The following is a 24818-nucleotide window of genomic DNA, read 5'->3' on the forward strand; positions in this document are numbered from 1 at the left end:
CAAAACCGTCTTTTTAAAAATTCGTTAGCCCCCTATCATTGCGCCACTCATAAAGCTGAAACGTTTAATCCGTCGATCTGTCAATCAATGCCACGCGACGTATCGACGCAGCAACCGCCTGCGCCGAATCCACATCACCAAGAAGAACTCATCGCCCATGCCTGGTCATTCGAAACGTTGCCCCCGTCTTCGCCCCTTTCATCATCACCACGCATTGGGGCTTGCGGCCCTGAGCCTGGCGACGTGCGCTCAAGCGACGCCTGCGTTCGACAGCGAGTCGCCGTGGATGCTGGGGGATTGGGGAGGCAAGCGCACCGAGCTGTCGCAACAGGGTTATGACTTCAAGCTGGACACGGTGGTAGAAGTCGGCTCGAACCTGCACGGCGGCTACGATCACGACAAGGCGACCCGCTACGCCGACCAATTCGCCCTCGGCGCGCACATGGACCTGCAAAAGATCTTCGGCTGGCACGACGCCGAATTCCAGGTCACGCTGACCAACCGCAACGGCGACAACATCAGCAACGACCGCGTCGGCGACCCGCGTGTGGGCACGATCTCGTCGTCCCAGGAAGTCTGGGGCCGAGGCAATATCACGCGCCTCACCGACCTCTGGTATCAGCAGAAATTTCTCGACCAGAAACTGAGCGTCAAAGTCGGCCGTTTCAACGAAGGGGAAGATTTCAACACCTTCCCCTGCGACTTCCAGAACCTGGCGCTGTGCGGCTCGCAGGTCGGTAACTGGGGCGGCGGCATCTGGTACAACTGGCCCGTCAGCCAATGGGCGATGCGGGTCAAATACCAGCTCACCCCCGAACTCTTCGTGCAAGTCGGCGCGTTCGAACAGAACCCGTCGAACCTGGAAAACGACAACGCCTTCAAGCTCAGTGGCAGCGGCACTCGGGGCGCCGTGCTCCCGGTCGAGCTGGTCTGGGCGCCGAAGGTCAACGACTTGCCGGGCGAATACCGCCTCGGTTACTACTACAGCACCGCCGACAGCACCGACGTCTACAAAGACAGCCGTGGTCGCTATGCCGCGCTAAGCGGCGAAAATTACGCCTCGTCGTCGAGCAAACACGGCCTATGGCTGACCCTGCGCCAACAAGTGACAAGCCAGGCTAGCGACAACAGCCGGGGTTTTAGCCTGTTCGCCAACGGCACTCTCCATGACAAAAAGACCAACATGATCGACAACTACGTCGCATTGGGCGCCACCTACACCGGCCCGTTCGACGCGCGTCCCAAGGACGACCTCGGTCTGGCGGTCGGCCGCATCCACGTTAACCCGGCGTACCGCAAGAACACCCGTCTGCTGAATCAGGCCAACGATGTCAGCGACTACAACGACCCGGCCTTCTTGCCTGTGCAAGACACCGAATACAACGCCGAGCTGTATTACGGCGTGCATGTCGCCAACTGGCTGACCGTGCGGCCCAACCTGCAATTCATCCGCCATCCGGGCGGCGTGAATCAGGTGGACGACGCGCTGGTGGCCGGTCTGAAGATCCAATCCTCGTTCTGATCGGCCTCTTTAATCTTTCTGTATCCCTGTTGAGGAACTAGCGTTAAGGCCCTGGCTTCCAAGCCTCAACGCTACAACGGATTTAGCGTCAACCACTTAATCGTTACGGAGTACGACACTATGAGCACTGACGGTGCTTTCGGTAAGGGTCGCCTGCTGCCGAGCTTGCTCGGGCTGGTGATTCTGATCATGGGCCTGGCCTTGCTGGCCGGGGGTATCAAGCTGCTGACACTGGGCGGGTCGCTGTATTACCTGCTGACCGGGATCGGCTTCATCATCACTGGCATTCTGCTGATTCAGGGCCGTCGCTCGGCACTGGGTCTGTTCGCGCTGGTGCTGTTCGCGAGCACGGTCTGGGCCTTGTGGGAAGTTGGCCTGGATTGGTGGCAGCTGGTGCCACGTCTGTCGCTGTGGTTCGTGCTCGGCATCGTGATGCTGCTGCCATGGTTCCGTCGCCCGGTCCTGCGTGGCCAGCCGGGTGGTCTACCGACCGTGGCGCTGAGCATCGCTGTCGTGCTGGCCGGCCTGACCGCCATCGCCAGCCAGTTCACCAGCCCCGGTGAAATCAAAGGCACGCTGGACCGCGATGACGCGGGCGTGGCGTACGACCCGCAGCCGATGCCCGATGGCGACTGGCAGGCGTATGGTCGCTCCGAACACGGCAACCGTTACTCGCCGCTGAAGCAGATCACCCCTGCAAACGTCGGCAAGCTGCAGGAAGCCTGGCGCATTCGCACGGGTGATCTGCCCAGCGCTGAAGACCCGGTCGAGCTGACCAACGAGAACACGCCGCTGAAGGTCAACGGCATGGTCTACGCCTGCACTCCGCACAGCAAAGTGCTGGCGCTGGACCCGGATACCGGCAAGACCATCTGGTCGTACGACCCGCAGATTTCCAAGGAAGGCGCGAAGAACTTCACCGGTTGGGCGCACATGACCTGCCGTGGCGTTTCGTACTATGACGAAGCGGCCTACGCCAAATCCGACGTCGGCGCCCCAGCCGCAGCGCTGTCAGCTGCTGGCACCGCGATTGCTGCGTCCTGCCCGCGCCGTCTGTACCTGCCGACTGCCGACGCTCGCCTGATCGCGCTGAACGCCGACACCGGTAAAGTCTGCGAAGACTTCGCCAACAAAGGTGCCATCGACCTGCGCGCCAACATCGGCCCGTTCACCGCCGGGGGTTACTACTCCACCTCGCCTGCGGCGATCACGCGCAACCTGATCATCATCGGCGGCCACGTGACCGACAACGAGTCGACCAACGAGCCATCGGGTGTGATTCGCGCCTACGACGTGCACGACGGCAAGCTGGTGTGGAACTGGGACCCGAACAACCCGGACGCCACGGCCCCTATCGCGGCCGATCAGTTCTACTCGCGGAACGCCCCGAACATGTGGTCGCTGGCCAGTGTCGACGAGAAATCGGGCCTGGTCTTCCTGCCGCTGGGCAACCAGATGCCTGACCAATACGGGGGTGACCGCACCCCTGGCGCCGAGAAATTCAGCGCCGGTCTGGTCGCGCTGGACGTCAACACCGGCAAAGTGCGCTGGAATTACCAGTTCACCCACCACGACCTGTGGGACATGGACGTACCGAGCCAACCAACGCTGATCAACCTGAAAACCAAGGACGGCGTGAAGCCAGCCGTGATTCAGCCGACCAAGCAAGGCAGCCTGTATGTGCTGGACCGTCGCGACGGCACTCCGATCGTGCCGATCGACGAAGTCCCGGCGCCGACCGGTGCCGCGCAAGGCGACCACACTTCGCCGACCCAGGCCCGTTCGCAACTGAACATGCTGCCGCCTGAGCTGACCGAGAAATCCATGTGGGGCGCCACCGCGTTCGACCAGATGCTTTGCCGCATTCAGTTCAAAGAGCTGCGTTACGAAGGTCAGTACACGCCGCCGTCCGAACAGGGCAGCATCATCTATCCGGGCAACGTGGGCGTGTTCAACTGGGGCGCCGTGTCGGTCGACCCGGTGCGCCAGCTGATGTTCACCAGCCCGAACTACATGGCTTTCGTCTCCAAGCTGGTGCCACGTGCCAAGGTGGAAGCGGGCAGCAAGCGCGAAAGCGAAACCAGCGGCGTGCAGCCGAACACCGGCGCGCCATACGCCGTGATCATGCACCCGTTGATGTCGCAGATCGGCATGCCGTGCCAGGCGCCATCGTGGGGTAACGTCGCTGCAGTGGACCTGACCACCAACCAAGTCGTCTGGAAACACAAAAACGGCACCAGCCGCGACAACACCCCAGTGCCGATTGGCCTGCCAGTGGGTGTGCCTAGCATGGGCGGTTCGATGGTCACGGCGGGCGGCGTCGGCTTCCTGGCCGGTACGCTGGACCAATACCTGCGCGCGTATGACGTCAAAACCGGCAAAGAGCTGTTCGCCGGGCGTCTGCCAGCGGGCGGCCAAGCGACCCCGATGACCTACACCGGCAAGGATGGCAAGCAATACGTGCTGATCGTTGCAGGCGGCCACGGTTCGCTTGGCACCCGAATGGGCGACTACATCATTGCCTACAAGCTGCCGGAGTAATCGGTTAGCGCAGCCATGATGCGAATGAAAAAGGCGGTCATCGAGAGGTGACCGCCTTTTTCATTCGGGTCCCCCACTCAAGCCTCGCGCTGTACCTGTGGGGCGGCCGGAGCGGTGAGACTCCCCGGAACGCGATCAGACGACCGCGGAGTGTCAGGCAACTCAGGTATGGCTGATCCACCACGTTCGCAGCCGGCGCCGCGCTACTTCTCGATCACTTCGCCACGCTGCGGCGCCAATCGGGCGATCAGCCGATTCTGTGTCGGCACCGGGATATGCTGCTCATCCATTGCATCGATCAAATTCTCCACCAGTGCATTGAAATCGCTCCGACTGATGTTCATGCCTTTATGGACTTCAGGCAGCGCATCCCCCGAATAGGTACACGGCCCACCGGCCTCCACACAGAACTTCTCCACCAGTTTGTCCCGCGCGCGAACGATGTCGACCTTCGCGAAATACCTGTAGATCCGATCATCCTGGGCGACATGCAACAGCATCCCCTCGACGATCCTTTGAATCCCGGCACGCTCACCCAACGCGTGATAGAGGCTGTCATCCTTGGGCGGCTGTTGAGCGCACCCAACCAGCAGGGCCAGTCCCCACATCCCCATCCACTGCAAAGGCCGCCTCATCAGAAGCTCCCCTGCACAGACAGATACGTGCCGTTCTGGTTATCCAGCGTGGCGATTTCGCCCAGACGCGCGTAGGCCAACACCACCGACACGTGCTTGTTCGGGAACCAGCCGACAAAGGCGTCGGCCCAATCGCTTTCACCGGCAAACGACAGGTTGTCCGGCTTCTCGCGGTACTCCACGCCCACGGCCCAGCGCGGGTTGAAGAGCATGACCACCGAGCCTTCCTTCAAGACACTGCGGGTGTCGCGACGGTCGCCGCCGAACCCCAGCAGACCGGTTTCATTGGCCCGGCTGTAACGCACGCCACCGTTGACCACCACGTTGTAGCCAAACGCCGCGCCCATGAACAAACGGCTGGCGGTCAAATAGCCTTCCACGTCGGAATCGCGTTTCGCCCCGACCAGGCTGGGGATCAGGAAATCGTTCTGATGCTTGTATTCGAGGCCCAACGAGACTTGCGGCAGTTGGTCGTAGATCAGATCGCCGAACAGGCGCACCTTGACCCCGAAAATGTCTTGGGTGAGGTTGTCTTCCGGCAGGCTGAGTTTGTGAACCAGCGAGCCCAAGTCAAATCGCTGATGGGCGTAGGAGACTTCCACGCGATTGCCGTAGGACGCTGCCATACCCGCGACGTCCAGCGTGTAGTCCGGAAGGTTGATATGGGTGCCGAACAGGTTCGCCCCCCATTCGCCTTTCTCGTCGTAATTGCCAATCACCGCCCACGGGATGATCCCGCCGCCCGCCGCGCCTTCGATGCTGCTCGCACCCCCGGTCGCAATCAGGCGCCCCTGCTCGGCCTCGACCACCGGCGCAATCATGCCACCGGCACCGCCCACCACACTTGCTAACACCACAGGGCTGAAAACAGCCGAGAGACGACGTGTCATAACCTTGAACCCGATCAGTGAATCATCATGCTGGGTGAACTGTGAGCCTTGGCAATCCAGGCCTCGAATGCCACCGCCGTGAGCGGGCGGCTGATCAAATAACCCTGTGCCGTATCGCAGTGCCACCGCTCCAACAGCCGCAGGCTGTGTTCGTATTCGACACCTTCGGCGACCACCTTCAGCCCCAGGTTGTGGCTCATTTCGATGGTGGAACGGACAATCACCGCGTCCTCGCTCGTCTCATCGAGATTGCGCACGAAGGACTGGTCGATCTTCAGTTCCTGCACCGGCAGCCGCTTGAGGTGCGCCAGTGAAGAGTAGCCGGTGCCGAAGTCATCCACCGACAAACTGATGCCGCATTCGCGCAGGCGATTGAGCACCTTCAAGGCATGCTCTGGCTCGCGCATCACGGCGCTTTCGGTGATCTCGAATATCAGTTGTTCGGCGGGTACACGGTACAGCTTGAGCAGATCCGACACACGGTCCGCCAGATCACCACTGAGCAGGTCGTCCGCCGAAATGTTCACCGACAGCTGCACGTGCAGCCCGCGGCGCCCCCATTCTGCCAACTGACGCATCGCTTCCTCGATCACCCAGTTGGTCAGCAGTTGAATGCTGCCGGTGCGTTCGGCCAACACAATGAATTCGGCAGGCGAAACGTTTCCAAACTGCGGATGCTGCCAGCGCAGCAAGGCCTCGGCCTGACGCGTGCGACCGTTGCGGATGTCCAGTTTCGGCTGGTAATGCAGCATCAGCTCGCCGTTGCGCGGGGCATGGCGCAGGTCGCGAATCAGGCTGATCTGACGCTGATGCGCCAGGTCGCGGCCGTCTTCATAGACTTGCAGGCGACCCGGCATCTGGGTGGCGTCCTGGCGGGCAATCGAGGCGCGCCTGACCAGTTCGGAGGGCGAGTCACCGTTGGCGGGATACGCCGCAATACCGATGCAGGCGTCCAGCGAAATATCGTGATCGTGGATGCGTTGTGGTCTCAGCAACAGACGTTGCAAGCGGTCGGCCACGGCAACAGCGCTGTCCACTTCGGCATTGTGGACCAGCAACAGAAATTCATTGCCCGACAAACGCGCCACGGTATCGCCGGGGCGCAGCGGCAGTTGCAATTGCTCGCCCATCACTTGCAGCAACTGCTCAATGCCTTCCGGGCCGATGCTGTCGTTGATCGCACGGAAATTCTCGATCCCCAGGTAGAGCAGAGCCACGGCCCGCTCGGCCGCAATCGCACTGCCCAGACGCTCCATCACCAGCGCCCGGTTGGGCAGGCCGGTCAAGCCGTCGTGCAGCGCGTTGTGCGCCAGTTGCTGCTCGCGTTCGGCGATGCCGCTTTGCATCGAATTGATCGCGCCCGCCAGCAAACCCAGTTCATCACTGCGTTCAAGAGTCACCGGCGTGCCGTAGTCGCCTTCGCCAATGCGCTCGGCGGCCAGGGCAAGGGCACGAACCGGGTGCGACACGCTGCGCGCCAGCAACAACGCGCCAATCAGCGAGCCGGCCAACGCCACGAGGGTGATCCAGAACAGCTTTTCATCCAGCGGCGCGAAGGCTTGCATGGCCTGATCGAGCGGGCTTTGCAGCAGCGCCACGACCTGATCGCCATTACTGTCGCCCGTGTTGCCCAATTCCAGACGTTTGCTGAGAAAGCTTTGGTTGCCGTGTTCGGTCATCACCATCTGGCCGCGATCGGTGCTGAGCATCACCCCGCGAAGGCTATCGTACAAAGGCTGCGGCTGGGTGCTGATGATTTGCCCCGGCAACTGATGCACCACCGACAGAAACGACACTTGCAGACCGCTGAGGGAGCGCAGTTCCTGGGCGAGGTCATCATCCATGCTGAAACCCATGACCACGCGAGCAATGGGCAGCGGCGCCATGACGGTGCTTTCGACCAGCAAGTGCGGTTTGCCCTGCAGCGGCACGATCAGCATCGACTGGTTATGGGACTTCAGGTCGCGCAACGCCTGGGTGTACGGAAACGGTGAGCCTTCGGGAATCTGCTCGACCGTGCTGGAGAGCACCTTGCCGTCCATGCCCAGCAGGAACATGTCATTAGCGTTGATGCGTGCGCCGTGGTTCTGCAGGACCGAGCGAATGGTCGCCGAGTCCGCTGACGCCACCGCATCGCGGAAACCGAAGTCGCTGGACAGCAGTTGCACGGCGTCGCGCAACCGTTTGCCGCGCATCTCCAACAAACCCTCGAACACCCGCGTACCCACGTCCAGTTGAGCCTGGGCCTGTTTGCGCACAGCGTCCTGCGTCGCGGCCCGGACGGCCACGAACACGGCGCTGACCACGATCAACAACAGCAGGATCAGCACGCCAGCAATGCGTGCCTGAAAGCTAATTCGTCGTTTCATTCATGGGCGGCTTTATGAAAGGCATCGCCGAACGCGCTGGGCGGTGGCGTTGCAGGCATGTCATCACCCTTGGGCTGCACGGTAACGCTGAAACGCTTGTGCAGACCCGCGGCCGGAATGTCGATTTCGCCTCCTGGCACAGGCTGCATGTCAGGCGCCTGTGGATGCCACAGCGTCGCCACATAGTGGCCTGCAGGCATTTGGTCGAGAGTCAGCGTGCCTTTGTCATTGCTCACGCCGAACCAGGGATCGTCAGTCACGTAAACATAGCCGAGCATCCAGTCGTGGATGTTGCAGCCCAGTACGACCACGCCAGGCTTGTCGAACAGCACAGGCTCAGACGGTGTGCCGCCATACAGACGCAATTCGAAACGTTTGGCAGGGGAAAAGGAGTACACCTGGTGACGAATGTCGTCGCTGTTGGGGAATTTGATCTGCGTGCCGGTGCGCACTGCCAAGACATGCGGCGCGAAACGCTGGTCGCGTTGGTCCATGTCGGCCTTGGGCGCAGGATCGGGTTTGCCCGCCGGGCCCTGAAGGGTCAGCACCACATCGCTCAGCGATTTGCCCTGCGCGTCGACGAATTCGGCAGTCAGGGTGGCGGCGTAGGCAGCCGAGTCCAAAAAAAGAGAGGCAGCCACCAGCAACGATGAGACAACAGGCTTCATACGCAGAATCCAGAACGCTTGGTCGGTGAAAGAAAAGCGCCGGCCCTGGCAATACATTGCTACGTCCCCACGAGATTAACCGGCGCTTACCGGAAGATCACGCGATAAAAACAGGCACAACGCCATCATACATGGCTAACCGATGAAAGGCATAAATCGCACAGATCTTCCAATCGACCTCCATATTCAATGCTATCGACCATAACTATTGAAACCTGAGCCCGACCGCCCCATCTAAGCCTCATCTCCATTCATGCAGGTGCCCCATGAGCGACCAGCAAGCAGACAGCACTCATTCGTCCGATGACGACCACGAACACGAAGTCATCGGCTCAGATCGCAAAAGCCTCGCCCTGCCCGGCCAGAACCTTCCGGACCAGGTCTACATCATCCCGATTCACAACCGCCCGTTCTTCCCGGCACAAGTCCTGCCTGTCATCGTCAACGAAGAGCCGTGGGCTGAAACCCTGGAGCTGGTGAGCAAATCCGATCACCACTCGCTCGCCCTGTTCTTCATGGACACGCCCCCCGACGACCCGCGCCATTTCGACACCAAGGCCCTGCCCGAATACGGCACGCTGGTGAAGGTGCACCACGCCAGCCGCGAAAACGGCAAGCTGCAATTCGTCGCCCAAGGCCTGAGCCGTGTGCGCATCAAGACCTGGCTCAAGCACCACCGCCCGCCGTTTCTGGTGGAAGTCGAATATCCGCATCAGCCCAACGAGCCGACCGATGAGGTCAAGGCTTACGGCATGGCGCTGATCAACGCGATCAAAGAACTGCTGCCGCTCAACCCGCTGTACAGCGAAGAACTGAAGAATTACCTCAACCGCTTCAGCCCCAACGACCCGTCGCCGCTGACCGACTTCGCCGCTGCTCTGACGTCTGCCAAAGGCAACGAGCTGCAGGAAGTACTGGATTGCGTGCCTGTGCTCAAGCGCATGGAAAAAGTCCTGCCGATGCTGCGCAAGGAAGTCGAAGTCGCGCGCCTGCAGAAAGAAATCTCCGCCGAAGTGAACCGCAAGATCGGCGAGCACCAGCGCGAGTTTTTCCTGAAAGAACAGCTCAAAGTCATTCAGCAAGAGCTGGGCCTGACCAAAGACGACCGCAGCGCCGACATCGAACAGTTCGAGCAGCGCCTGGAAGGCAAGACATTGCCGCCTCAAGCCCGCAAACGCATTGACGAAGAGCTGAACAAACTCTCGGTGCTGGAAACCGGCTCGCCGGAATACGCTGTCACCCGTAACTACCTCGATTGGGCCAGCTCGGTGCCGTGGGGTGTTTTTGGCGAAGACAAGCTGGACCTGAAACACGCGCGCAAAGTGCTGGATCAGCACCACGCCGGGCTTGATGACATTAAAAGCCGCATCCTCGAATTCCTCGCGGTCGGTGCCTACAAGGGTGAGATCGCAGGCTCCATCGTGCTGTTGGTCGGCCCGCCGGGCGTGGGTAAAACCAGCGTCGGCAAGTCGATCGCCGAATCTCTGGGGCGTCCGTTCTACCGTTTCAGCGTCGGCGGCATGCGCGACGAGGCCGAAATCAAGGGCCACCGCCGTACCTACATCGGCGCCCAGCCGGGCAAGCTGGTGCAGGCGCTGAAAGACATGGAAGTGATGAACCCGGTCATCATGCTCGACGAAATCGACAAGATGGGTCAGAGCTATCAGGGCGACCCGGCGTCAGCGCTGCTGGAAACCCTCGACCCGGAACAGAACGTCGAATTCCTTGACCACTATCTGGACCTGCGTCTGGACCTGTCGAAAGTGCTGTTCGTCTGCACCGCCAACACCCTCGACTCGATCCCCGGCCCGCTGCTCGACCGGATGGAAGTGATTCGCCTGTCGGGTTATATCACCGAAGAAAAACTCGCCATCGCCAAGCGCCACTTGTGGCCGAAACAGTTGGATAAGGCTGGCGTATCGAAAACCAGCCTGACCATCAGCGACAGCGCCCTGCGCGCCGTGATTGATGGCTACGCCCGCGAAGCCGGTGTGCGGCAGTTGGAAAAACAGCTGGGCAAACTGGTGCGCAAGGCCGTGGTCAAGCTGCTGGACAACCCGGACACCGTGGTCAAGATCGGCCCGAAAGACCTGGAAGCCTCGCTTGGCATGGCGGTGTTCCGCAACGAGCAAGTGCTGTCGGGCACCGGCGTCATTACCGGGCTGGCCTGGACCAGCATGGGCGGCGCGACCCTGCCGATCGAGGCGACCCGCATCCACACCCTTAATCGCGGCTTCAAGCTGACCGGGCAACTGGGCGATGTGATGAAGGAATCTGCGGAAATCGCCTACAGCTATGTCAGTTCCAATCTGGCGAAATTTGGCGGTGATAAAGGCTTCTTCGATGAAGCGTTCGTTCACCTGCACGTGCCGGAAGGCGCCACGCCAAAAGACGGCCCTAGCGCGGGCGTGACCATGGCCAGTGCCCTGCTCTCGCTGGCTCGCAACCAGGCACCGAAAAAAGGCGTGGCCATGACCGGCGAGCTGACCCTCACTGGGCACGTGTTGCCGATTGGCGGGGTTCGGGAAAAAGTGATCGCGGCGCGTCGGCAGAAGATCTTCGAACTGATCCTGCCCGAAGCCAACCGCGGCAACTTCGAAGAACTCCCCGATTACCTCAAGGAAGGCATCACCGCGCACTTCGCCAAACGCTTCTCGGACGTGGCGAAGGTGTTGTTCTAGGCACTCGCCCCCCCCCCCGCTCTCACAGGCTAGATGCAATGCCTGTGGGAGTGAGCTTGCTCTCGGAAGGACCAGGCCTGTAGGAGTGAGCTTGCTCGCGATGGCGACTGGTCAGTCTCCTCGACAGCGACTGACCTGCCGCCATCGCGAGCAAGCTCACTCCTACAGGGTTTCAGCAATGTCTTCTTCAGTTATGCTCAGCCCCACGTCGCCAACGACCGGAGCCCCCATGACCCCTGCCCGCCTGCTTGTCCCACTCAGCCTGGCCCTGCTGGCCGCCTGCGCCCAGCAACCGAAACAGATCGTCTCCCTTGAAGACCAGAAAGACTGCCCGATCACCCTCACGACCGGCCAGACCCTAATGCTCATGCTCCCCAGCAATCCCACCACCGGCCATCGCTGGTTGATGCAGAACCCAGCCCCCTCGATCCTCAACGCGCTCGGCCCGGAAGTCTTCAACACCCCGGAAGCGGTCAACATGGTCGGCACCTCGGGGCAGTCGGTCTGGCGTTACAAGGCCGCCAATGCGGGGACGGGCCATTTGATGATGGTGTATCAACAGCCCTGGGCGCCGGAAGTACGGCCGGAGCGCACGTTCGATTGCGCGATCACGGTGAAATGACGCTTCAAACCGAACGATGAGTTGAGGTTTCGGCATCGCGACACAATCGCTAAAATGCCGCACTTTTCGTTTTCCCTTCGGAACCGCCGTGAGCCAAGAACCCGACCGCCTATTCGCCCAGCCGCTGGCCCAAGTGCCCGATTTCGCGTTCAACGAAGACGTGGTGCGGGTGTTCCCGGACATGATCAAGCGTTCAGTGCCCGGCTACCCGACCATCGTCGAGAACATCGGTGTGCTCGCGGCGCAGTTCGCGCAACCTCACAGCGTGCTGTACGACCTCGGCAGTTCCCTCGGTGCGGTCACGCAGTCCCTGCGCCGCCACGTGCGCACCGTAGACTGCCGCGTCATCGCCATCGACAACTCTACGGCGATGGTCGAACGCTGCCGCGAATACCTCAACGCCCAGGACTCCATGTTCCAGGAGCTGCTGCCGGTCGACGTGATCGAAGGCGACATCCTCGCCCTTGAGTTCCAGCCCGCCTCGGTCGTGGCGCTGAATTTCACCCTGCAATTCATCGCCCCCGAGCAACGTCTGGAACTGCTGGGTCGCATTCGCCAGGCGCTGGTGCCAGGCGGCGCGCTGATCCTCTCCGAAAAACTGCGTTTCGACGACGGCGAAGAACACGATCTCCTGACCGACCTGCACGTGGCGTTCAAACGCGCCAACGGCTACAGCGAGCTCGAAATCGCCCAAAAACGTAGCGCCATCGAAAACGTGATGAAACCCGACAGCCTCAACCAGCATCGCGAACGCCTGTTGGCCGCCGGTTTCTCCAAAGTCGTGCCGTGGTTCCAGTGCCTTAACTTCGCCTCGTTGATTGCCCTCCCATGATTGATCTCGCACCGCTCGTTCGCCGTCTGGCGGGCACACCTTTGTACGGCTGGGCCCAAGGCCTGCAGGCGCAACTTGACGCGAAAATGGAGAAAGGCCACGGCGATCTGGAACGCTGGCAAGGCGCTCTGAACGCACTGCCCGACCTGATCCCGAACCGCGTCGAGCTCAAGAATGATTTCACCCTGGAAGCCGATTGCGACGACGCCACCCGCGAGCAGACCCGCGCGGCCTTGATGGGCCTGTCGCCGTGGCGCAAAGGGCCGTTCGACGTGTTCGGCGTGCACATCGACACCGAATGGCGCTCGGACTGGAAATGGTCGCGGGTCTCGCCGCATCTGGATCTGGTCGGCAAGCGCGTGCTGGATGTCGGCTGCGGCAACGGCTATTACCAATGGCGCATGCTCGGCGCCGGGGCGGACAGCGTGATCGGCGTTGACCCGAACTGGCTGTTTTTTTGCCAGTTCCAGGCGATGCAGCGCTATTTGCCTGATCTGCCTGCGTGGCACCTGCCGTTCGCGCTGGAAGACTTGCCTGCGCGGCTGGAGGGGTTCGACACGGTGTTTTCCATGGGCGTGCTGTATCACCGCAAATCGCCCATCGATCATCTGCTGGCGCTGAAGGACTGCCTGGTGAAGGGTGGCGAGCTGGTGCTGGAAACCATGGTCGTCGAAGGCGATGTGCACCAGGTGCTGGTCCCGGAAGACCGCTACTCGCAGATGCGCAACGTGTGGTTCCTGCCCTCGGTGCCTGCGCTGGAACTGTGGCTGCGCCGCGCCGGGTTTGTCGATGTGCGCTGTGTGGACGTGAGCACCACCACCGTTGAAGAACAGCGCGGTACCGAATGGATGAAATATCAGTCCCTCAGCGACTTCCTCGACCCCAATGACCCCAGCAAAACCGTGGAAGGTTTGCCTGCGCCACGTCGGGCGGTGATCGTAGGGCGCAAGGCCTGAACAGAAGCCTGCGCAATACCGCTCTTCTGTAGGAGTGAGCTTGCTCGCGATCAGCCGTGTGTCAGACGATGTCTCCATGGTTGACACACCGCTGATCGCGAGCAAGCTCACTCCTACAGGTCTTGCGGTGGGTCAATCCTTGCTGGCAGCCGCCGCCAGAATCAACGCCTTCATCTCCGACACCGCCGACTTGAACCCCACGAACAACGCGTGAGCCACCAGCGCGTGGCCGATGTTCAGCTCGTTGATGCCCTTGATCGCCGCCACCGCTTCCACGTTGTGGTAATGCAGGCCATGGCCCGCATTGACGATCAGGCCCTGCTGGATGCCAAACGCCACGCCGTCCGCAATACGCTGCAACTCTTCCGCCACCTCAGTCGGCGTTTCGGCATCGGCGTAACGACCGGTGTGCAGCTCGATGGCGGGCGCGCCCACGCGGGCGGACGCTTCAATCTGGCGCTCGTCGGCGTCGATGAACAACGACACTTCACTGCCGATGGCCGACAAACGTTCCACCGCCGCCTTGATCCGCGCTTCCTGACCCGCAACGTCGAGACCGCCTTCGGTGGTCAGTTCCTGACGGGTTTCCGGGACTAGGCAAATGTGCGCCGGGCGAATGCGCTCAGCGAACGCCATCATCTCTTCGGTGACGCCCATCTCGAAATTCATGCGGGTCTGCAACACATCCTTGAGCAGCAGCACGTCGCGCTCCTGAATGTGGCGACGGTCTTCACGCAGGTGAACGGTGATGCCATCCGCCCCCGCCTCTTCGGCATCCAGCGCGGCCTTCACCGGGTCGGGATAGCGGGTACCACGGGCCTGACGCAGGGTTGCCACGTGGTCAATGTTCACGCCGAGCAGAATGCGGGTGCTGTGGGTCACTTTGGTCTCCTGAAACGTGATCCGGACAGGCAACAGGCCTGTCGCTGAATAAAAAGTCGTGTTGCTAGGGTTTGCGGAACAGCTCTCGACTCACCAGCGGGCGACCGCCCAGATGCACGGCAAGCGCCTGACGCATCAGCCGTTTGGCAGCGGACAACGCACCCGGCGCGGTCCAGTCTGCTTTGGACATCGCCAACAGCTCGGCGCCCTGAAACAGACCGGGCTGAAACAGATACACCCGCTCAAGCCCTGCGTCCACTTGCAGGCGGTACATGCCGTCAGCGGCCAATGGGTCGCCATTGAGGTCCGCGTCGAGGGCAAAACCGTAACCCAAGTCGTCCAACAGGCGCCACTCGAAAGATCGTAATAAGGGTTCGAGCGCCCGACCCTCCGCCAGTGCCACCAGTGTCGCGGCGTAATGCTCGAATACGCCGGGATGGGGGTCTTCCGCAGGCAACAGGCGAATCAGCAGTTCATTGAGATAAAGGCCGCTAAACAGCGCGTCGCCTTCCAGCCAGGCCGCAATACCCGCGCCTTCCATGCGCCCGACATTCTTCAGCTCGCCACGCCCGCGAAACTCGACTTCCAGCGGCACGAACGGCCGGGCCAGCGAGCCCGCCTTGCCCTTGGCGCTGCGCAACACTGCACGCAAACGCCCCTGCGGCGTAATAAAGTCCACCAGTGCGCTGTTTTCGCGATAGGCCCGGCTGTGCAGCACATAGGCGCGTTGGCCGACGGGTGGGGTTTGGGACATGGGTTTCTCAATCAACGAGCGCGGATGTCAGATCGCCGAATAACACTGTGGGAGCGAATTCATTCGCGAGAGGCCGGTACGGACGACATATCTGCATCGCCTGTACCATTTTTCGCGAATGAATTCGCTCCCACAGAACGGGCATCGGTGCGAGCCCTGATGCCGCGCAGAAGCGTCACCCTATTACAGGTCGCCGTAACCCAACGAGCGCAACGCGCGCTCGTCATCGGACCAGCCGCCTTTGACCTTGACCCACAGGTTGAGCATCACTTTAGAATCGAACAGCACTTCCATATCACGACGGGCATCGGAACCGATGCGCTTGATGCGCTCGCCCTTGTCGCCAATGATGATTTTCTTCTGGCCATCACGCTCGACGAGAATCAACGCGTGGATGTGCAAGGTCTTGCCCTGCTGCTTGAATTCTTCGATCTCGACCGTGATCTGATACGGGAGCTCGGCACCCAGCTGACGCATGATTTTCTCACGCACCAGTTCGGCGGCCAGGAAGCGGCTGCTGCGGTCGGTGATCTGGTCTTCCGGGAAAAAATGATCGTTTTCCGGCAACTGCTCGGCGATGACTTTTTCCAGCGCGTCGAGGTTATGCCCCTGCTGCGCGGAAATCGGGATGATCTGCGCGTTCGGCAGTTGCTCCTGCAACCAGGACAGGTGCGGCATCAGATCAGCCTTGTCCTCGATGCGGTCGGTCTTGTTCAACGCGACGATCAGCGGGCCCGTCACATATTGCACACGCTCCAGCACCATTTGGTCCTCGTCGGTCCACTTAGTGCGGTCCACCACGAAGATCACCACGTCGACGTCTTTCAACGCCGCCGAAGCGGTCTTGTTCATGTAGCGGTTGAGCGCCTTGTCACTGTTCTTGTGCATGCCGGGGGTATCGACGTAGATCGCCTGCACGGCGCCTTCGGTCTTGATGCCCAGCATGTTGTGACGAGTGGTCTGGGGCTTGCGCGAGGTGATCGCCAGTTTCTGGCCAAGGATGTGGTTCAGCAGCGTCGACTTGCCCACGTTTGGCCGGCCAACGATGGCGACATAGCCACAGCGTGTTGCAATTGAATCAGTCATTGCCATTCTCCACACCCAGGGCAATAAGGGCTGCGGCCGCCGCTACCTGTTCGGCAATGCGACGGCTGACCCCTTGTCCCCGGCTTTTTTCGTTCAGTAAGGTGATCTCGCATTCCACGAAAAACGTCCGGCAATGCGGCTCGCCCTGAATATCCACCACTTCGTAGCGCGGCAATTCACAGGCGCGAGACTGGAGGAATTCCTGCAGTCGGGTTTTCGGGTCTTTGTTGGTGTCCACCAGCGTCAGGCTGTCGAACTCGCTGGCCAGCCAGGACAGCACGCGTTCGCGCGCCATGTCCATGCCGGAATCCAGATAGATCGCGCCGATCAACGCTTCGAGGGCGTCGGCCAGAATCGATTCGCGACGAAAACCGCCACTTTTCAACTCCCCGGAGCCCAGTCGCAGGTATTCACCCAGATCGAAACCGCGAGCCAGCAAGGCGAGGGTCTCGCCCTTCACCAGACGTGCGCGCAAACGGGACAACTGACCTTCGCGGGCCTGCGGAAAACGCTCGAACAGCGCCTCACCGGCCACGAAGTTGAGGATGGCATCACCGAGGAACTCCAGACGCTCGTTGTTGCGCCCGGCAAAACTGCGGTGGGTCAATGCCAGGACCATCAATTCCTGGTCCTTGAAGGTATAGCCGAGCTGACGCTCCAGGCGACTCAATGACACGCTCACGGTTTACCCACGCTGAATTCGCGGTCGAACTTGACCACCAGATCGATGTTCTGGATCAGTGGCTCACGCTGTTCGTATTTCAAATGGGCGAGGAACCTGTTGTTCTCCGTCGTCACGCTTAACGCCTTGTTCAAATCCAAATCCCGAATGTTGTTGACCTGCATGCCTTTGGCCACATAGTCATAAAACTCGCTGCTGTTGTTGATATCCGCGGTCTTGTCCGTCCCCGCGGCCTCGATGATCTTTTTCAGCGACATGTAATCGAGGTAATGCGGCACCAGCTTGGCTGCGGTACTCGCGGCAAATGCAACGAGGGCCAGCAACACCAGCCACCCAATGAACGACAAGCCTTTTTGCGAACCGGCAGAAGTCATGTTTGCCCTCAAGAATAGTCCGTCCCTGCTGTCAGCAAGGTGAGCCCTGCAGCATAGCTCGCTGAAATGACATACGGCGCTGTGTCAGACAGCGCCGCATAAGTGTCACTTGATCAAGCCAACCCGTGAGAAATTCGGGAAGTGGCTCAGTTTCGGTTCCGGCCAGCTCATCCAGACGGCAAAGGCCTTACCGACGATGTTCTTGTCGGGCACCATGCCCAGCTCGTCCTTGGGAATATTGGGGTCATCCCAGTAACGGCTGTCGTTGGAGTTGTCGCGGTTGTCACCCATCATGAAGTAGTGACCCGCCGGCACCGTCCACTCATGGTCAGGCGGTGCGCGGTAGCGGCTCATCTCCTGACGGATCTGGTGCTCCACCGCGCCCAGTTTTTCGTCATACAACTCGGCGCTGCCCAGCGTTCCTGGCTCTGAGCCGATGAGTTGCTTGGCGACCAACTGTCCATTGATGAACAACTGCTTGTCGTTGGTGTAGCGAATCACGTCGCCCGGCAAGCCGATGACACGCTTGATGTAGTTGACGTTCGGGTCACTGGGGTAGCGAAACACCATCACATCGCCCCGCTGCGGGTCACTCACCGGGATCACCTTGAGGTCGATCACCGGCAGGCGAATGCCGTAGGAGAACTTGTTGACCAGGATGAAATCGCCCACGTCGAGCGTCGGCTTCATCGAGCCCGACGGGATCTGGAACGGCTCGACCAGAAACGATCGAAGCACCAGCACGATGAACAGCACTGGAAAGAACGATTTACCGTACTCGACGAGCAACGGCTCCTTGTTCAACTGCTCGACGACAGCGACATCCGGCTGGCTCACGCTGCCCTGATAATTCGCTATCGCAGTCCGCCGACGCGGCGCCAGTATGATCAGATCGAACAAGGCCAACAGACCGCAAACGAATACGGCAATGACCAACAACAGCGGGAAATTTAGTGACATAGGGCCTGACTATTCCAACCTGAGCACTGCAAGGAAGGCTTCCTGTGGAATCTCCACGTTACCGACCTGCTTCATGCGTTTCTTACCGGCCTTCTGCTTTTCGAGCAGTTTTTTCTTACGGCTTACGTCACCACCGTAACACTTGGCCAGTACGTTCTTTCTGAGCGCCTTGACGGTTGTACGCGCGATAATCTGGCCACCGATGGCGGCCTGGATTGCCACGTCGAACATCTGACGAGGAATCAGTTCTTTCATCTTTTCAGTCAACGCCCGGCCTTTATAAGCGGCGTTGTCCCGGTGCACGATCAGCGCCAGCGCGTCGACCTTGTCACCGTTGATCAGAACATCCAGCTTCACGAGGCTCGCCGACTGATAACGGTCGAAATGATAGTCCAGCGAGGCATAACCGCGACTGGTGGACTTCAAACGGTCGAAGAAGTCCAATACCACTTCGTTCATTGGCAGATCGTAGGTCACTTGCACCTGTGTGCCGAGGAACAGCATGTCGTGTTGAACGCCACGCTTCTCGATGCACAGCGTAATGACGTTCCCCAGGTGCTCTTGAGGCACAAGGATGTTCGCCCGCACGATAGGCTCACGCATGTCTTCGATCGCGGAAAGATCCGGCAACTTCGACGGGTTATCGACGTAAATGGTTTCACCGGTCTTGAGCAGCAGCTCGAAGATTACGGTCGGCGCAGTGGTGATCAGGTCCAGGTCGTATTCGCGCTCAAGGCGCTCCTGAATGATCTCCATGTGCAGCATGCCGAGGAAGCCGCAGCGGAAGCCGAAGCCCAGTGCGTCGGAGCTTTCCGGGGTGTATTGCAGCGACGAGTCGTTCAGCGTCAGCTTCTGCAACGCTTCACGGAAATCCTCGAAGTCGTCGGAGCTGACCGGGAACAGACCGGCGTAAACCTGTGGCTGAATGCGCTTGAAGCCGGGCAGCACTTCCACGTCCGGCGTCGAGCTCAGGGTCAGCGTGTCACCCACCGGCGCACCGTGAATGTCCTTGATACCGGCAATGATGAAGCCCACTTCACCGGCCTTCAGGTCAGCGGTCGCGGTATGTTTCGGGTTGAACACGCCCACGCTGTCGACCAGGTGCATCTTGCCGGTGGACTTGACGAGGATCTTGTCGCCCTTCTTGACGCGGCCATGACGTACGCGCACCAGGGAGACAACGCCCAGATAGTTGTCGAACCAGGAGTCGATGATCAGCGCTTGCAGCGGGTCTTCGATGTTACCGGTCGGCGCAGGGATGGTCTTGACCAGACGCTCCAGCACTTCGTCGACGCCCATGCCGCTCTTGGCGCTACAGGCCACGGCGTCCGTGGCATCGATGCCGATGATCTTTTCGATTTCGTCCTTGACGCGGTCCGGATCGGCCTGCGGCAAGTCCATTTTGTTCAGGACCGGCATGACTTCCAGGCCCTGTTCGATGGCGGTGTAGCAGTTGGCGACGGACTGCGCTTCCACGCCCTGACCGGCATCGACCACCAGCAGCGCGCCCTCACAGGCGGCCAGCGAACGGCTGACTTCATAGGTGAAGTCGACGTGGCCGGGGGTGTCAATGAAGTTCAGTTGGTAGGTGATGCCGTCCTGCGCCTTGTAATAAAGGGTGACGCTGTGGGCCTTGATCGTGATGCCGCGCTCACGCTCCAGATCCATGGAGTCAAGCACCTGGGCTTCCATCTCACGTTCGGTGAGGCCACCGCACATTTGAATGAAACGATCAGCCAGCGTCGACTTGCCATGGTCAATGTGGGCGATGATGGAGAAATTGCGGATATGACTCAAATCACTCACGGATCAACACTCGAAAAAGGTTGCAGGCAGACTGCCCGCCGAAAAATAGCCGGGAATTGTACCTGAAGGAAGGCTGGGGCGTCACGTTTGCACACGAGGACAGACAGCCTGCCGACAGCGGGATACAAAAAAGGAGCGGCCAGGCCGCTCCTTTTCCCTGCCTGGCTGATTATTCCGCCAGTTTGAATGTGATGAACGTCGCACGGCCCTGACGCAGCACCCGCATCGACACCGAACGATTCTTCGGCAGGTCCTTGGCCACCTCGGTGAACTGCTTGGCCGAGGTGATGGCCTGATTATTCAGGTGAGTGATCACGTCGCCCGTCTGCAGGCCGATGAGCGAAGCAGGACCATCCTGAACATCCTTAATGGCAACGCCGCCTTTCAGGTCCATTGACTTCAGCTGCTCGGCGGTCAGGTCAATGACCGAAACGCCCAGACGGTTGCTGTTGCGTTCGACACTTGACTCGGAAGCGCCCATCTCCTCGCCTTCTGCTGGCAGCGCGCCAACGGTCACGGTCAGTTTCTGACGCTTGCCGTCGCGGATCACTTCCAGTTCGGCTTTGCTGCCGTCTTTCAGGTTGCCGATCAGGTGTGGCAAGTCTGCGGACATGATGATAGGCGTACCGTTGGCGCTGAGAATCACGTCACCGACCTGCAGACCGGCCTTGGCGGCAGGACCGTCATCCAGCACCTGCGCGACCAGGGCACCGGCCGGCTTGTCCAGACCGAACGACTCGGCCAGGTCCTTGTTCACCTCCTGAATCACAACGCCCAGCCAGCCGCGATTTACCTTGCCGTTAGCCTTGAGCTGGTTGGCAACGTCCATGGCCACGTCGATCGGGATCGCGAAGGACAGGCCCATGAAGCCGCCGGAACGGGTGAAAATCTGCGAGTTGATCCCCACGACCTCACCGGCCATGTTGAACAGCGGGCCACCCGAGTTGCCGGGGTTGATCGCTACGTCCGTCTGAATGAACGGCACATAGGTGTCGTTCGGCAGGCTGCGGCCCTTGGCGCTGACAATGCCTTTGGTGACCGAGTGGTCGAAACCGAACGGCGAGCCAATGGCCAGCACCCACTCGCCCACTTTCAGCTTGTCCGAGTTACCGAGCTTGACGGTCGGCAAGTCTTTGCCGTCGATTTTCAGGACGGCCACGTCGGTACGTGGGTCAGTGCCGATCAGCTTGGCCTTCATTTCGCTGCGATCAGAGAGGCGCACCAGAATTTCGTCGGCACCGTCGATCACGTGGTTGTTGGTCAGGATGAAGCCGTCAGCGGAGATGATGAAGCCCGAACCCAGGGACTGCGCTTCACGTTGACGATCGCCTTTGCCCGAGCCTGATCCTGGCGGACGCGATCCCGGCGGCATGCTGCGCTCCAGGAATTCACGGAGCATCGGCGGCAGGCCTTCCAGATCAGGCATCTGACCCTTGGCCACGGAGCGGTCCGGCAGTTTCTGGCGGGTACTGATGTTGACGACGGCAGGCGAAGCCTGCTCCACCAAAGATGTAAAGTCCGGCAGGGCTTCGGCCTGCGCAGTGAGGACCTGACCGAGCATCAGCACGGCGGCCATCCAGGACAGATAAGTTTTCAAGCGTGGTATCGACATACGGCTCCCGTTCACAACGAGCATGGTTAAGCGGTACGAACCCAACAGGTTCGAGGAGCATCTGCATCTGGCAGTGTTGCTCAGAGCATCACTCTCAGCCAGTTTTACGCTCTTTCAGCTTTCTGAAAGCTGAAACAACAAAAGGCCAGAGCCAAGAGGCTGTGACCTATAGAAAAAAAAGAGTGGGATTGCAACCTGCAAAGCTGACCAAACATTTCAGCGTCTCGATCAAAGCCCGCGTTTGCGTGGCTGGCGGATGATAACGCCCTGCATGAAACCTTTTTCATGCAGGGCATACACCGGTTGGGGTCAGTTCTTGCTGGTCGCCCCGGACGCCTTGCTGCCAGCAGAGGAGGTGGCAGCATCATTGCGCATCGACAGGGCAATACGCTCGGCCGTACCGATCGGGATTTCGCCCACTACAGTCACCATTGCGTCACCCTTGGGGGTGGTCAAGCGACGGGAGACAGCGACAGTCGGGCCTAATTGGGTGCGAATGTCAGTCACCGCCGCGCCACTCACGGGCTCGATGAATACAGAGAAGCGGGCCAGGCCGTCGTCATACATGAGACTGGTGACCAGCGTCTTGGAGTCCGGATCTTTACGCGCAGCGGCGTTGCTGAGCTCAAAGCCGGGCGGCAACCAGTCGGAATGCCATGCGACTTGCTGCTTTTGCGGCTCCGGTTTGGTCTTCGCCACCGTAACGGCTTTGCAATCAGCGCTAGGTTGAAGCATCTGGTCGGTCAACGGGTCTGCCGAATTGAGCTCGGTAAACTGGAAACGCTCCAGCAACTGCCCTTTGTCGCTCAACAACAGCGATTTGAGAGGCAATCCGGTCTGGTTATCCAGATGAAGCTCGATGCCATAGCGATGCTGATCGCGGGGCGTCAACGTGACGACTGTAGCTGGACGTCCCGCGACACGGGAGCTTCCAGCCACTTTCATGTCATACCACGCCGACAGCTTCGCAGCATCGAAGGCGTGAGCAGGAGAATCCGGGAGGTTCGACACACCCGCTTCAAGGGTACCGCTGACGCATTGGGTTACCCCATCAACGCGCAGCACCTCTTGAGCGGAACCATCGAGCTGAAGCAAATGCTCACTGACCTTGCCATCGGCAACGCGATGCCAAATCCGGTGAGTGGAGAAACTTCCATTGCGTTCGTAAACGAAGGTGCCTTGAAAGCTTTGCTGCTGTTCTGCCTGCGCAAGACGCTTGAGCTGGTCTTGCGCATCATCGGCATGAACGGGAAGGACCAGCCATCCACCAAGCAGAAGCGGCACTAGAGGGATGGCGCGCATGATCCTCCTTAACGGTTTTCCAGGCTGGCGGCGCGTGCGTATGGCAGTGCGCTTTCAGTGCCTTTCAACGCAGCTTGCTGAGCATGTTGACGCAGATACCCAGGCAGGCGCTGATCGTGCCAGCCCGCCTGATTCTGCAACACTCCGCTGGCCATCGGGCCCGGGGCTTGCTCGCTTTCGGTGTAACCCGCCAGCACCGCAGGGCCTTTTACTTGAGGCATTGCGATGTTGGTCGGCTGTGCCGATTGCTGCGCCAGTTGTGCACCAGCGATCTCGTCTTGGTTGTAAAGACGCACGCCAGCCAGCACGGCGACAGTGACCGAAGCGGCTACCGCCAGGCGTCCAAGCGTACGCCAAGGACCACGTCCGGCCTTCAGCGGGCTGACTTCATCGGCAATCGCGGCGGAAACAGCAGCCGAGATGTCCAGATGAGGCATCAGCAGTTCTTTATGCATTGCTGCACGAGCAATTTGATAACGCGACCATGTGGCACGTGTATCCGCATCATCGATTGCGTTGAGCACCCGACGTAATTCCAATTCGTCCGCTTCGTTATCCATCACCGCGGACAGCGATTCCTGCAGGGCTTCACGACTCATGGCGGTTCCTCTCATATGGCTATCGCCGCTGTCTCAGGTTTCCTGCAACAAAGGCTGCAGGGCTTTATCAATGGCTTCCCGAGCGCGGAAAATGCGAGAGCGCACGGTACCAACCGGACATTGCATCACGCTCGCAATGTCTTCGTAACTCAGACCGTCAAACTCACGCAAAGTTAGAGCTGTACGCAAATCTTCTGGCAGTAGCTGGATGGTCCGATGGACGGTGCCTTCGATCTCATCCCTTAACAATGCACGTTCCGGCGACTCGATGTCCTTGAGGCCATGATCGCCGTCGTAGAACTCCGCGTCTTCAGATCTGACATCGCTGTCCGGCGGTCGCCGACCTCGCGACACCAGATAATTCTTCGCCGTGTTAATGGCGATGCGGTACAGCCACGTATAAAACGCACTGTCGCCGCGGAAGTTCCCAAGCGCACGGTAAGCCTTGATAAAAGCCTCTTGCGCGACATCCTGGGCTTCGTGGGTGTCGTGAACGAACCTCACGATCAACCCAAGAATCTTGTGCTGATATTTCACCACTAGCAGATCAAAGGCTCGCTTGTCGCCGCGCTGTACGCGTTCGACCAGTTGCTGATCCTCTTCCTGGGTTAGCATGAACACTCCTCATAGAGCTCAAAGGAGTGTCGCAGAGGCTGCTTCACAGGCTTGCAAACATAGACTCGGGCTTTTCGCAAAAGTTCTCCCCCCTTCAAGCAAGTTTCCGGCGAGCGTCGGTAGCCCGCACGAAAAACGCAGCTCGAACCAGGTCGGCTGCGTGAATAATCTTGTCGTCGAAAGCGCTTGCGCGGAGGGATGAACCCTCTTTGCGCTACGCCGACGCTGTCCCTTTATCGGCAACCCTCTATTGAACGTGGGGCTTCATGAAAAGTTCCCATATTTCGTTGAGGGCTGTAAGACACGCACCGCGGGTTTGTAGGATCCAATTCGAACGCAACGCTGACATCGAATTCGCCCTCCAAACGGTATGCACGATGCTGCGGAGTAGCGCACAATCCGCCCCCGCTGTGATTCACAATTGCCATAA

Annotated in this window: 21 protein-coding genes; 6 read left to right on the top strand and 15 right to left on the bottom strand. The window is 60.0% G+C overall.

Annotation, left to right across the window (positions count from 1 at the left end):
• The first annotated feature begins 157 nt into the window (after positions 1-157).
• Positions 158-1522, top strand: a complete 1365-nt coding sequence (locus ACWKWE_RS08495; RefSeq protein WP_483850261.1) for a carbohydrate porin — start codon at positions 158-160, stop codon at positions 1520-1522.
• Positions 1523-1642: 120 nt separating this feature from the next.
• Positions 1643-4063 carry a glucose/quinate/shikimate family membrane-bound PQQ-dependent dehydrogenase gene (locus ACWKWE_RS08500; protein ID WP_483850262.1) on the top strand — a complete coding sequence of 807 codons (2421 nt, stop codon included), beginning with the start codon at positions 1643-1645 and terminating at the stop codon, positions 4061-4063.
• Between the two features lie 203 nt (positions 4064-4266).
• Here ACWKWE_RS08500 and ACWKWE_RS08505 read toward each other — a convergent pair whose 3' ends face one another.
• The 4 genes from ACWKWE_RS08505 to ACWKWE_RS08520 all read right to left on the bottom strand — a co-directional run bounded on the left by ACWKWE_RS08505 (position 4267) and on the right by ACWKWE_RS08520 (position 8625).
• Entirely contained in the window at positions 4267-4698 is a 432-nt protein-coding gene (locus tag ACWKWE_RS08505) for a group I truncated hemoglobin (RefSeq protein WP_483850263.1), read from the bottom strand.
• Positions 4698-5519 carry a DUF3034 family protein gene (locus ACWKWE_RS08510; RefSeq protein ID WP_483850471.1) on the bottom strand — a complete coding sequence of 274 codons (822 nt, stop codon included), beginning with the start codon at positions 5517-5519 and terminating at the stop codon, positions 4698-4700. The genes ACWKWE_RS08505 and ACWKWE_RS08510 overlap by 1 nt, the downstream gene beginning before the upstream one ends.
• An 83-nt stretch (positions 5520-5602) precedes the next feature.
• Positions 5603-7957: a putative bifunctional diguanylate cyclase/phosphodiesterase gene (locus ACWKWE_RS08515; RefSeq protein ID WP_166596224.1), complete on the bottom strand. Its 2355-nt coding sequence runs from the start codon at positions 7955-7957 to the stop codon at positions 5603-5605.
• Positions 7954-8625 (bottom strand): methylamine utilization protein, encoded by a 672-nt coding sequence (locus ACWKWE_RS08520; protein WP_483850264.1) that lies wholly within the window; start codon positions 8623-8625, stop codon positions 7954-7956. The genes ACWKWE_RS08515 and ACWKWE_RS08520 overlap by 4 nt, the downstream gene beginning before the upstream one ends.
• Before the next feature lie 266 nt (positions 8626-8891).
• Between ACWKWE_RS08520 and lon the strand changes: the two genes are divergently transcribed.
• The 4 genes from lon to cmoB all read left to right on the top strand — a co-directional run bounded on the left by lon (position 8892) and on the right by cmoB (position 13716).
• Complete coding sequence (gene lon / locus ACWKWE_RS08525) at positions 8892-11306, top strand: endopeptidase La (RefSeq protein WP_483850265.1); 2415 nt, start codon at positions 8892-8894, stop codon at positions 11304-11306.
• A gap of 229 nt (positions 11307-11535) precedes the next feature.
• Positions 11536-11928, top strand: coding sequence for a protease inhibitor I42 family protein (locus tag ACWKWE_RS08530; RefSeq protein WP_166596221.1), 393 nt, complete (start codon positions 11536-11538; stop codon positions 11926-11928).
• 88 nt (positions 11929-12016) lie between these two features.
• Positions 12017-12760 (top strand): carboxy-S-adenosyl-L-methionine synthase CmoA, encoded by a 744-nt coding sequence (gene cmoA, locus ACWKWE_RS08535; RefSeq protein WP_483850266.1) that lies wholly within the window; start codon positions 12017-12019, stop codon positions 12758-12760.
• Positions 12757-13716, top strand: a complete 960-nt coding sequence (cmoB, locus tag ACWKWE_RS08540; RefSeq protein WP_166596219.1) for a tRNA 5-methoxyuridine(34)/uridine 5-oxyacetic acid(34) synthase CmoB — start codon at positions 12757-12759, stop codon at positions 13714-13716. The genes cmoA and cmoB overlap by 4 nt, the downstream gene beginning before the upstream one ends.
• A 132-nt stretch (positions 13717-13848) precedes the next feature.
• Here cmoB and pdxJ read toward each other — a convergent pair whose 3' ends face one another.
• From pdxJ to rpoE, 11 genes are all read right to left on the bottom strand, one after another.
• A complete protein-coding gene (gene pdxJ, locus ACWKWE_RS08545; protein ID WP_166596218.1) occupies positions 13849-14598 on the bottom strand; it encodes a pyridoxine 5'-phosphate synthase in 750 nt (249 codons plus the stop codon).
• Between the two features lie 64 nt (positions 14599-14662).
• Positions 14663-15352 carry a DNA repair protein RecO gene (gene recO, locus ACWKWE_RS08550; protein ID WP_483850267.1) on the bottom strand — a complete coding sequence of 230 codons (690 nt, stop codon included), beginning with the start codon at positions 15350-15352 and terminating at the stop codon, positions 14663-14665.
• 183 nt (positions 15353-15535) lie between these two features.
• Positions 15536-16438, bottom strand: a complete 903-nt coding sequence (gene era, locus ACWKWE_RS08555) for a GTPase Era (RefSeq protein WP_166596216.1) — start codon at positions 16436-16438, stop codon at positions 15536-15538.
• Positions 16431-17120 (bottom strand): ribonuclease III, encoded by a 690-nt coding sequence (gene rnc, locus ACWKWE_RS08560; RefSeq protein WP_166596215.1) that lies wholly within the window; start codon positions 17118-17120, stop codon positions 16431-16433. Before rnc ends, era begins: the two co-directional genes overlap by 8 nt.
• Entirely contained in the window at positions 17117-17494 is a 378-nt protein-coding gene (locus ACWKWE_RS08565; protein WP_166596214.1) for a DUF4845 domain-containing protein, read from the bottom strand. The genes rnc and ACWKWE_RS08565 overlap by 4 nt, the downstream gene beginning before the upstream one ends.
• Positions 17495-17599: 105 nt before the next feature.
• Positions 17600-18454: a signal peptidase I gene (lepB, locus tag ACWKWE_RS08570; RefSeq protein ID WP_166596213.1), complete on the bottom strand. Its 855-nt coding sequence runs from the start codon at positions 18452-18454 to the stop codon at positions 17600-17602.
• Between the two features lie 9 nt (positions 18455-18463).
• On the bottom strand, positions 18464-20260 hold the full coding sequence (gene lepA / locus ACWKWE_RS08575; protein WP_166596212.1) for a translation elongation factor 4: 1797 nt from the start codon (positions 20258-20260) through the stop codon (positions 18464-18466).
• Between the two features lie 169 nt (positions 20261-20429).
• Positions 20430-21866: a DegQ family serine endoprotease gene (locus ACWKWE_RS08580; protein ID WP_483850472.1), complete on the bottom strand. Its 1437-nt coding sequence runs from the start codon at positions 21864-21866 to the stop codon at positions 20430-20432.
• Positions 21867-22181: 315 nt separating this feature from the next.
• Positions 22182-23174, bottom strand: coding sequence for a MucB/RseB C-terminal domain-containing protein (locus ACWKWE_RS08585; RefSeq protein ID WP_166596210.1), 993 nt, complete (start codon positions 23172-23174; stop codon positions 22182-22184).
• Between the two features lie 8 nt (positions 23175-23182).
• Complete coding sequence (locus ACWKWE_RS08590; protein ID WP_166596209.1) at positions 23183-23773, bottom strand: anti sigma-E factor RseA C-terminal domain-containing protein; 591 nt, start codon at positions 23771-23773, stop codon at positions 23183-23185.
• Between the two features lie 33 nt (positions 23774-23806).
• Positions 23807-24388: an RNA polymerase sigma factor RpoE/AlgU gene (rpoE, locus tag ACWKWE_RS08595; protein ID WP_037014368.1), complete on the bottom strand. Its 582-nt coding sequence runs from the start codon at positions 24386-24388 to the stop codon at positions 23807-23809.
• Between the last annotated feature and the right edge of the window lie 430 nt (positions 24389-24818).

It is taken from the genome of Pseudomonas salicis, assembly GCF_057128705.1.

Coding starts and splice junctions, on each gene's coding strand:
- ACWKWE_RS08520 (WP_483850264.1), bottom strand. CDS start 8,625: ATGAAGCCTGTTGTCTCATCGTTGCTGGTGGCTGCCTCTCTTTTTTTG.
- ACWKWE_RS08515 (WP_166596224.1), bottom strand. CDS start 7,957: ATGAAACGACGAATTAGCTTTCAGGCACGCATTGCTGGCGTGCTGATC.
- cmoB (WP_166596219.1), top strand. CDS start 12,757: ATGATTGATCTCGCACCGCTCGTTCGCCGTCTGGCGGGCACACCTTTG.
- ACWKWE_RS08585 (WP_166596210.1), bottom strand. CDS start 23,174: ATGCGCGCCATCCCTCTAGTGCCGCTTCTGCTTGGTGGATGGCTGGTC.
- ACWKWE_RS08590 (WP_166596209.1), bottom strand. CDS start 23,773: ATGAGTCGTGAAGCCCTGCAGGAATCGCTGTCCGCGGTGATGGATAAC.
- ACWKWE_RS08510 (WP_483850471.1), bottom strand. CDS start 5,519: ATGATTGCGCCGGTGGTCGAGGCCGAGCAGGGGCGCCTGATTGCGACC.
- lepB (WP_166596213.1), bottom strand. CDS start 18,454: ATGTCACTAAATTTCCCGCTGTTGTTGGTCATTGCCGTATTCGTTTGC.
- rpoE (WP_037014368.1), bottom strand. CDS start 24,388: ATGCTAACCCAGGAAGAGGATCAGCAACTGGTCGAACGCGTACAGCGC.
- ACWKWE_RS08565 (WP_166596214.1), bottom strand. CDS start 17,494: ATGACTTCTGCCGGTTCGCAAAAAGGCTTGTCGTTCATTGGGTGGCTG.
- recO (WP_483850267.1), bottom strand. CDS start 15,352: ATGTCCCAAACCCCACCCGTCGGCCAACGCGCCTATGTGCTGCACAGC.
- ACWKWE_RS08505 (WP_483850263.1), bottom strand. CDS start 4,698: ATGAGGCGGCCTTTGCAGTGGATGGGGATGTGGGGACTGGCCCTGCTG.
- era (WP_166596216.1), bottom strand. CDS start 16,438: ATGACTGATTCAATTGCAACACGCTGTGGCTATGTCGCCATCGTTGGC.
- ACWKWE_RS08530 (WP_166596221.1), top strand. CDS start 11,536: ATGACCCCTGCCCGCCTGCTTGTCCCACTCAGCCTGGCCCTGCTGGCC.
- ACWKWE_RS08495 (WP_483850261.1), top strand. CDS start 158: ATGCCTGGTCATTCGAAACGTTGCCCCCGTCTTCGCCCCTTTCATCAT.
- ACWKWE_RS08500 (WP_483850262.1), top strand. CDS start 1,643: ATGAGCACTGACGGTGCTTTCGGTAAGGGTCGCCTGCTGCCGAGCTTG.
- lon (WP_483850265.1), top strand. CDS start 8,892: ATGAGCGACCAGCAAGCAGACAGCACTCATTCGTCCGATGACGACCAC.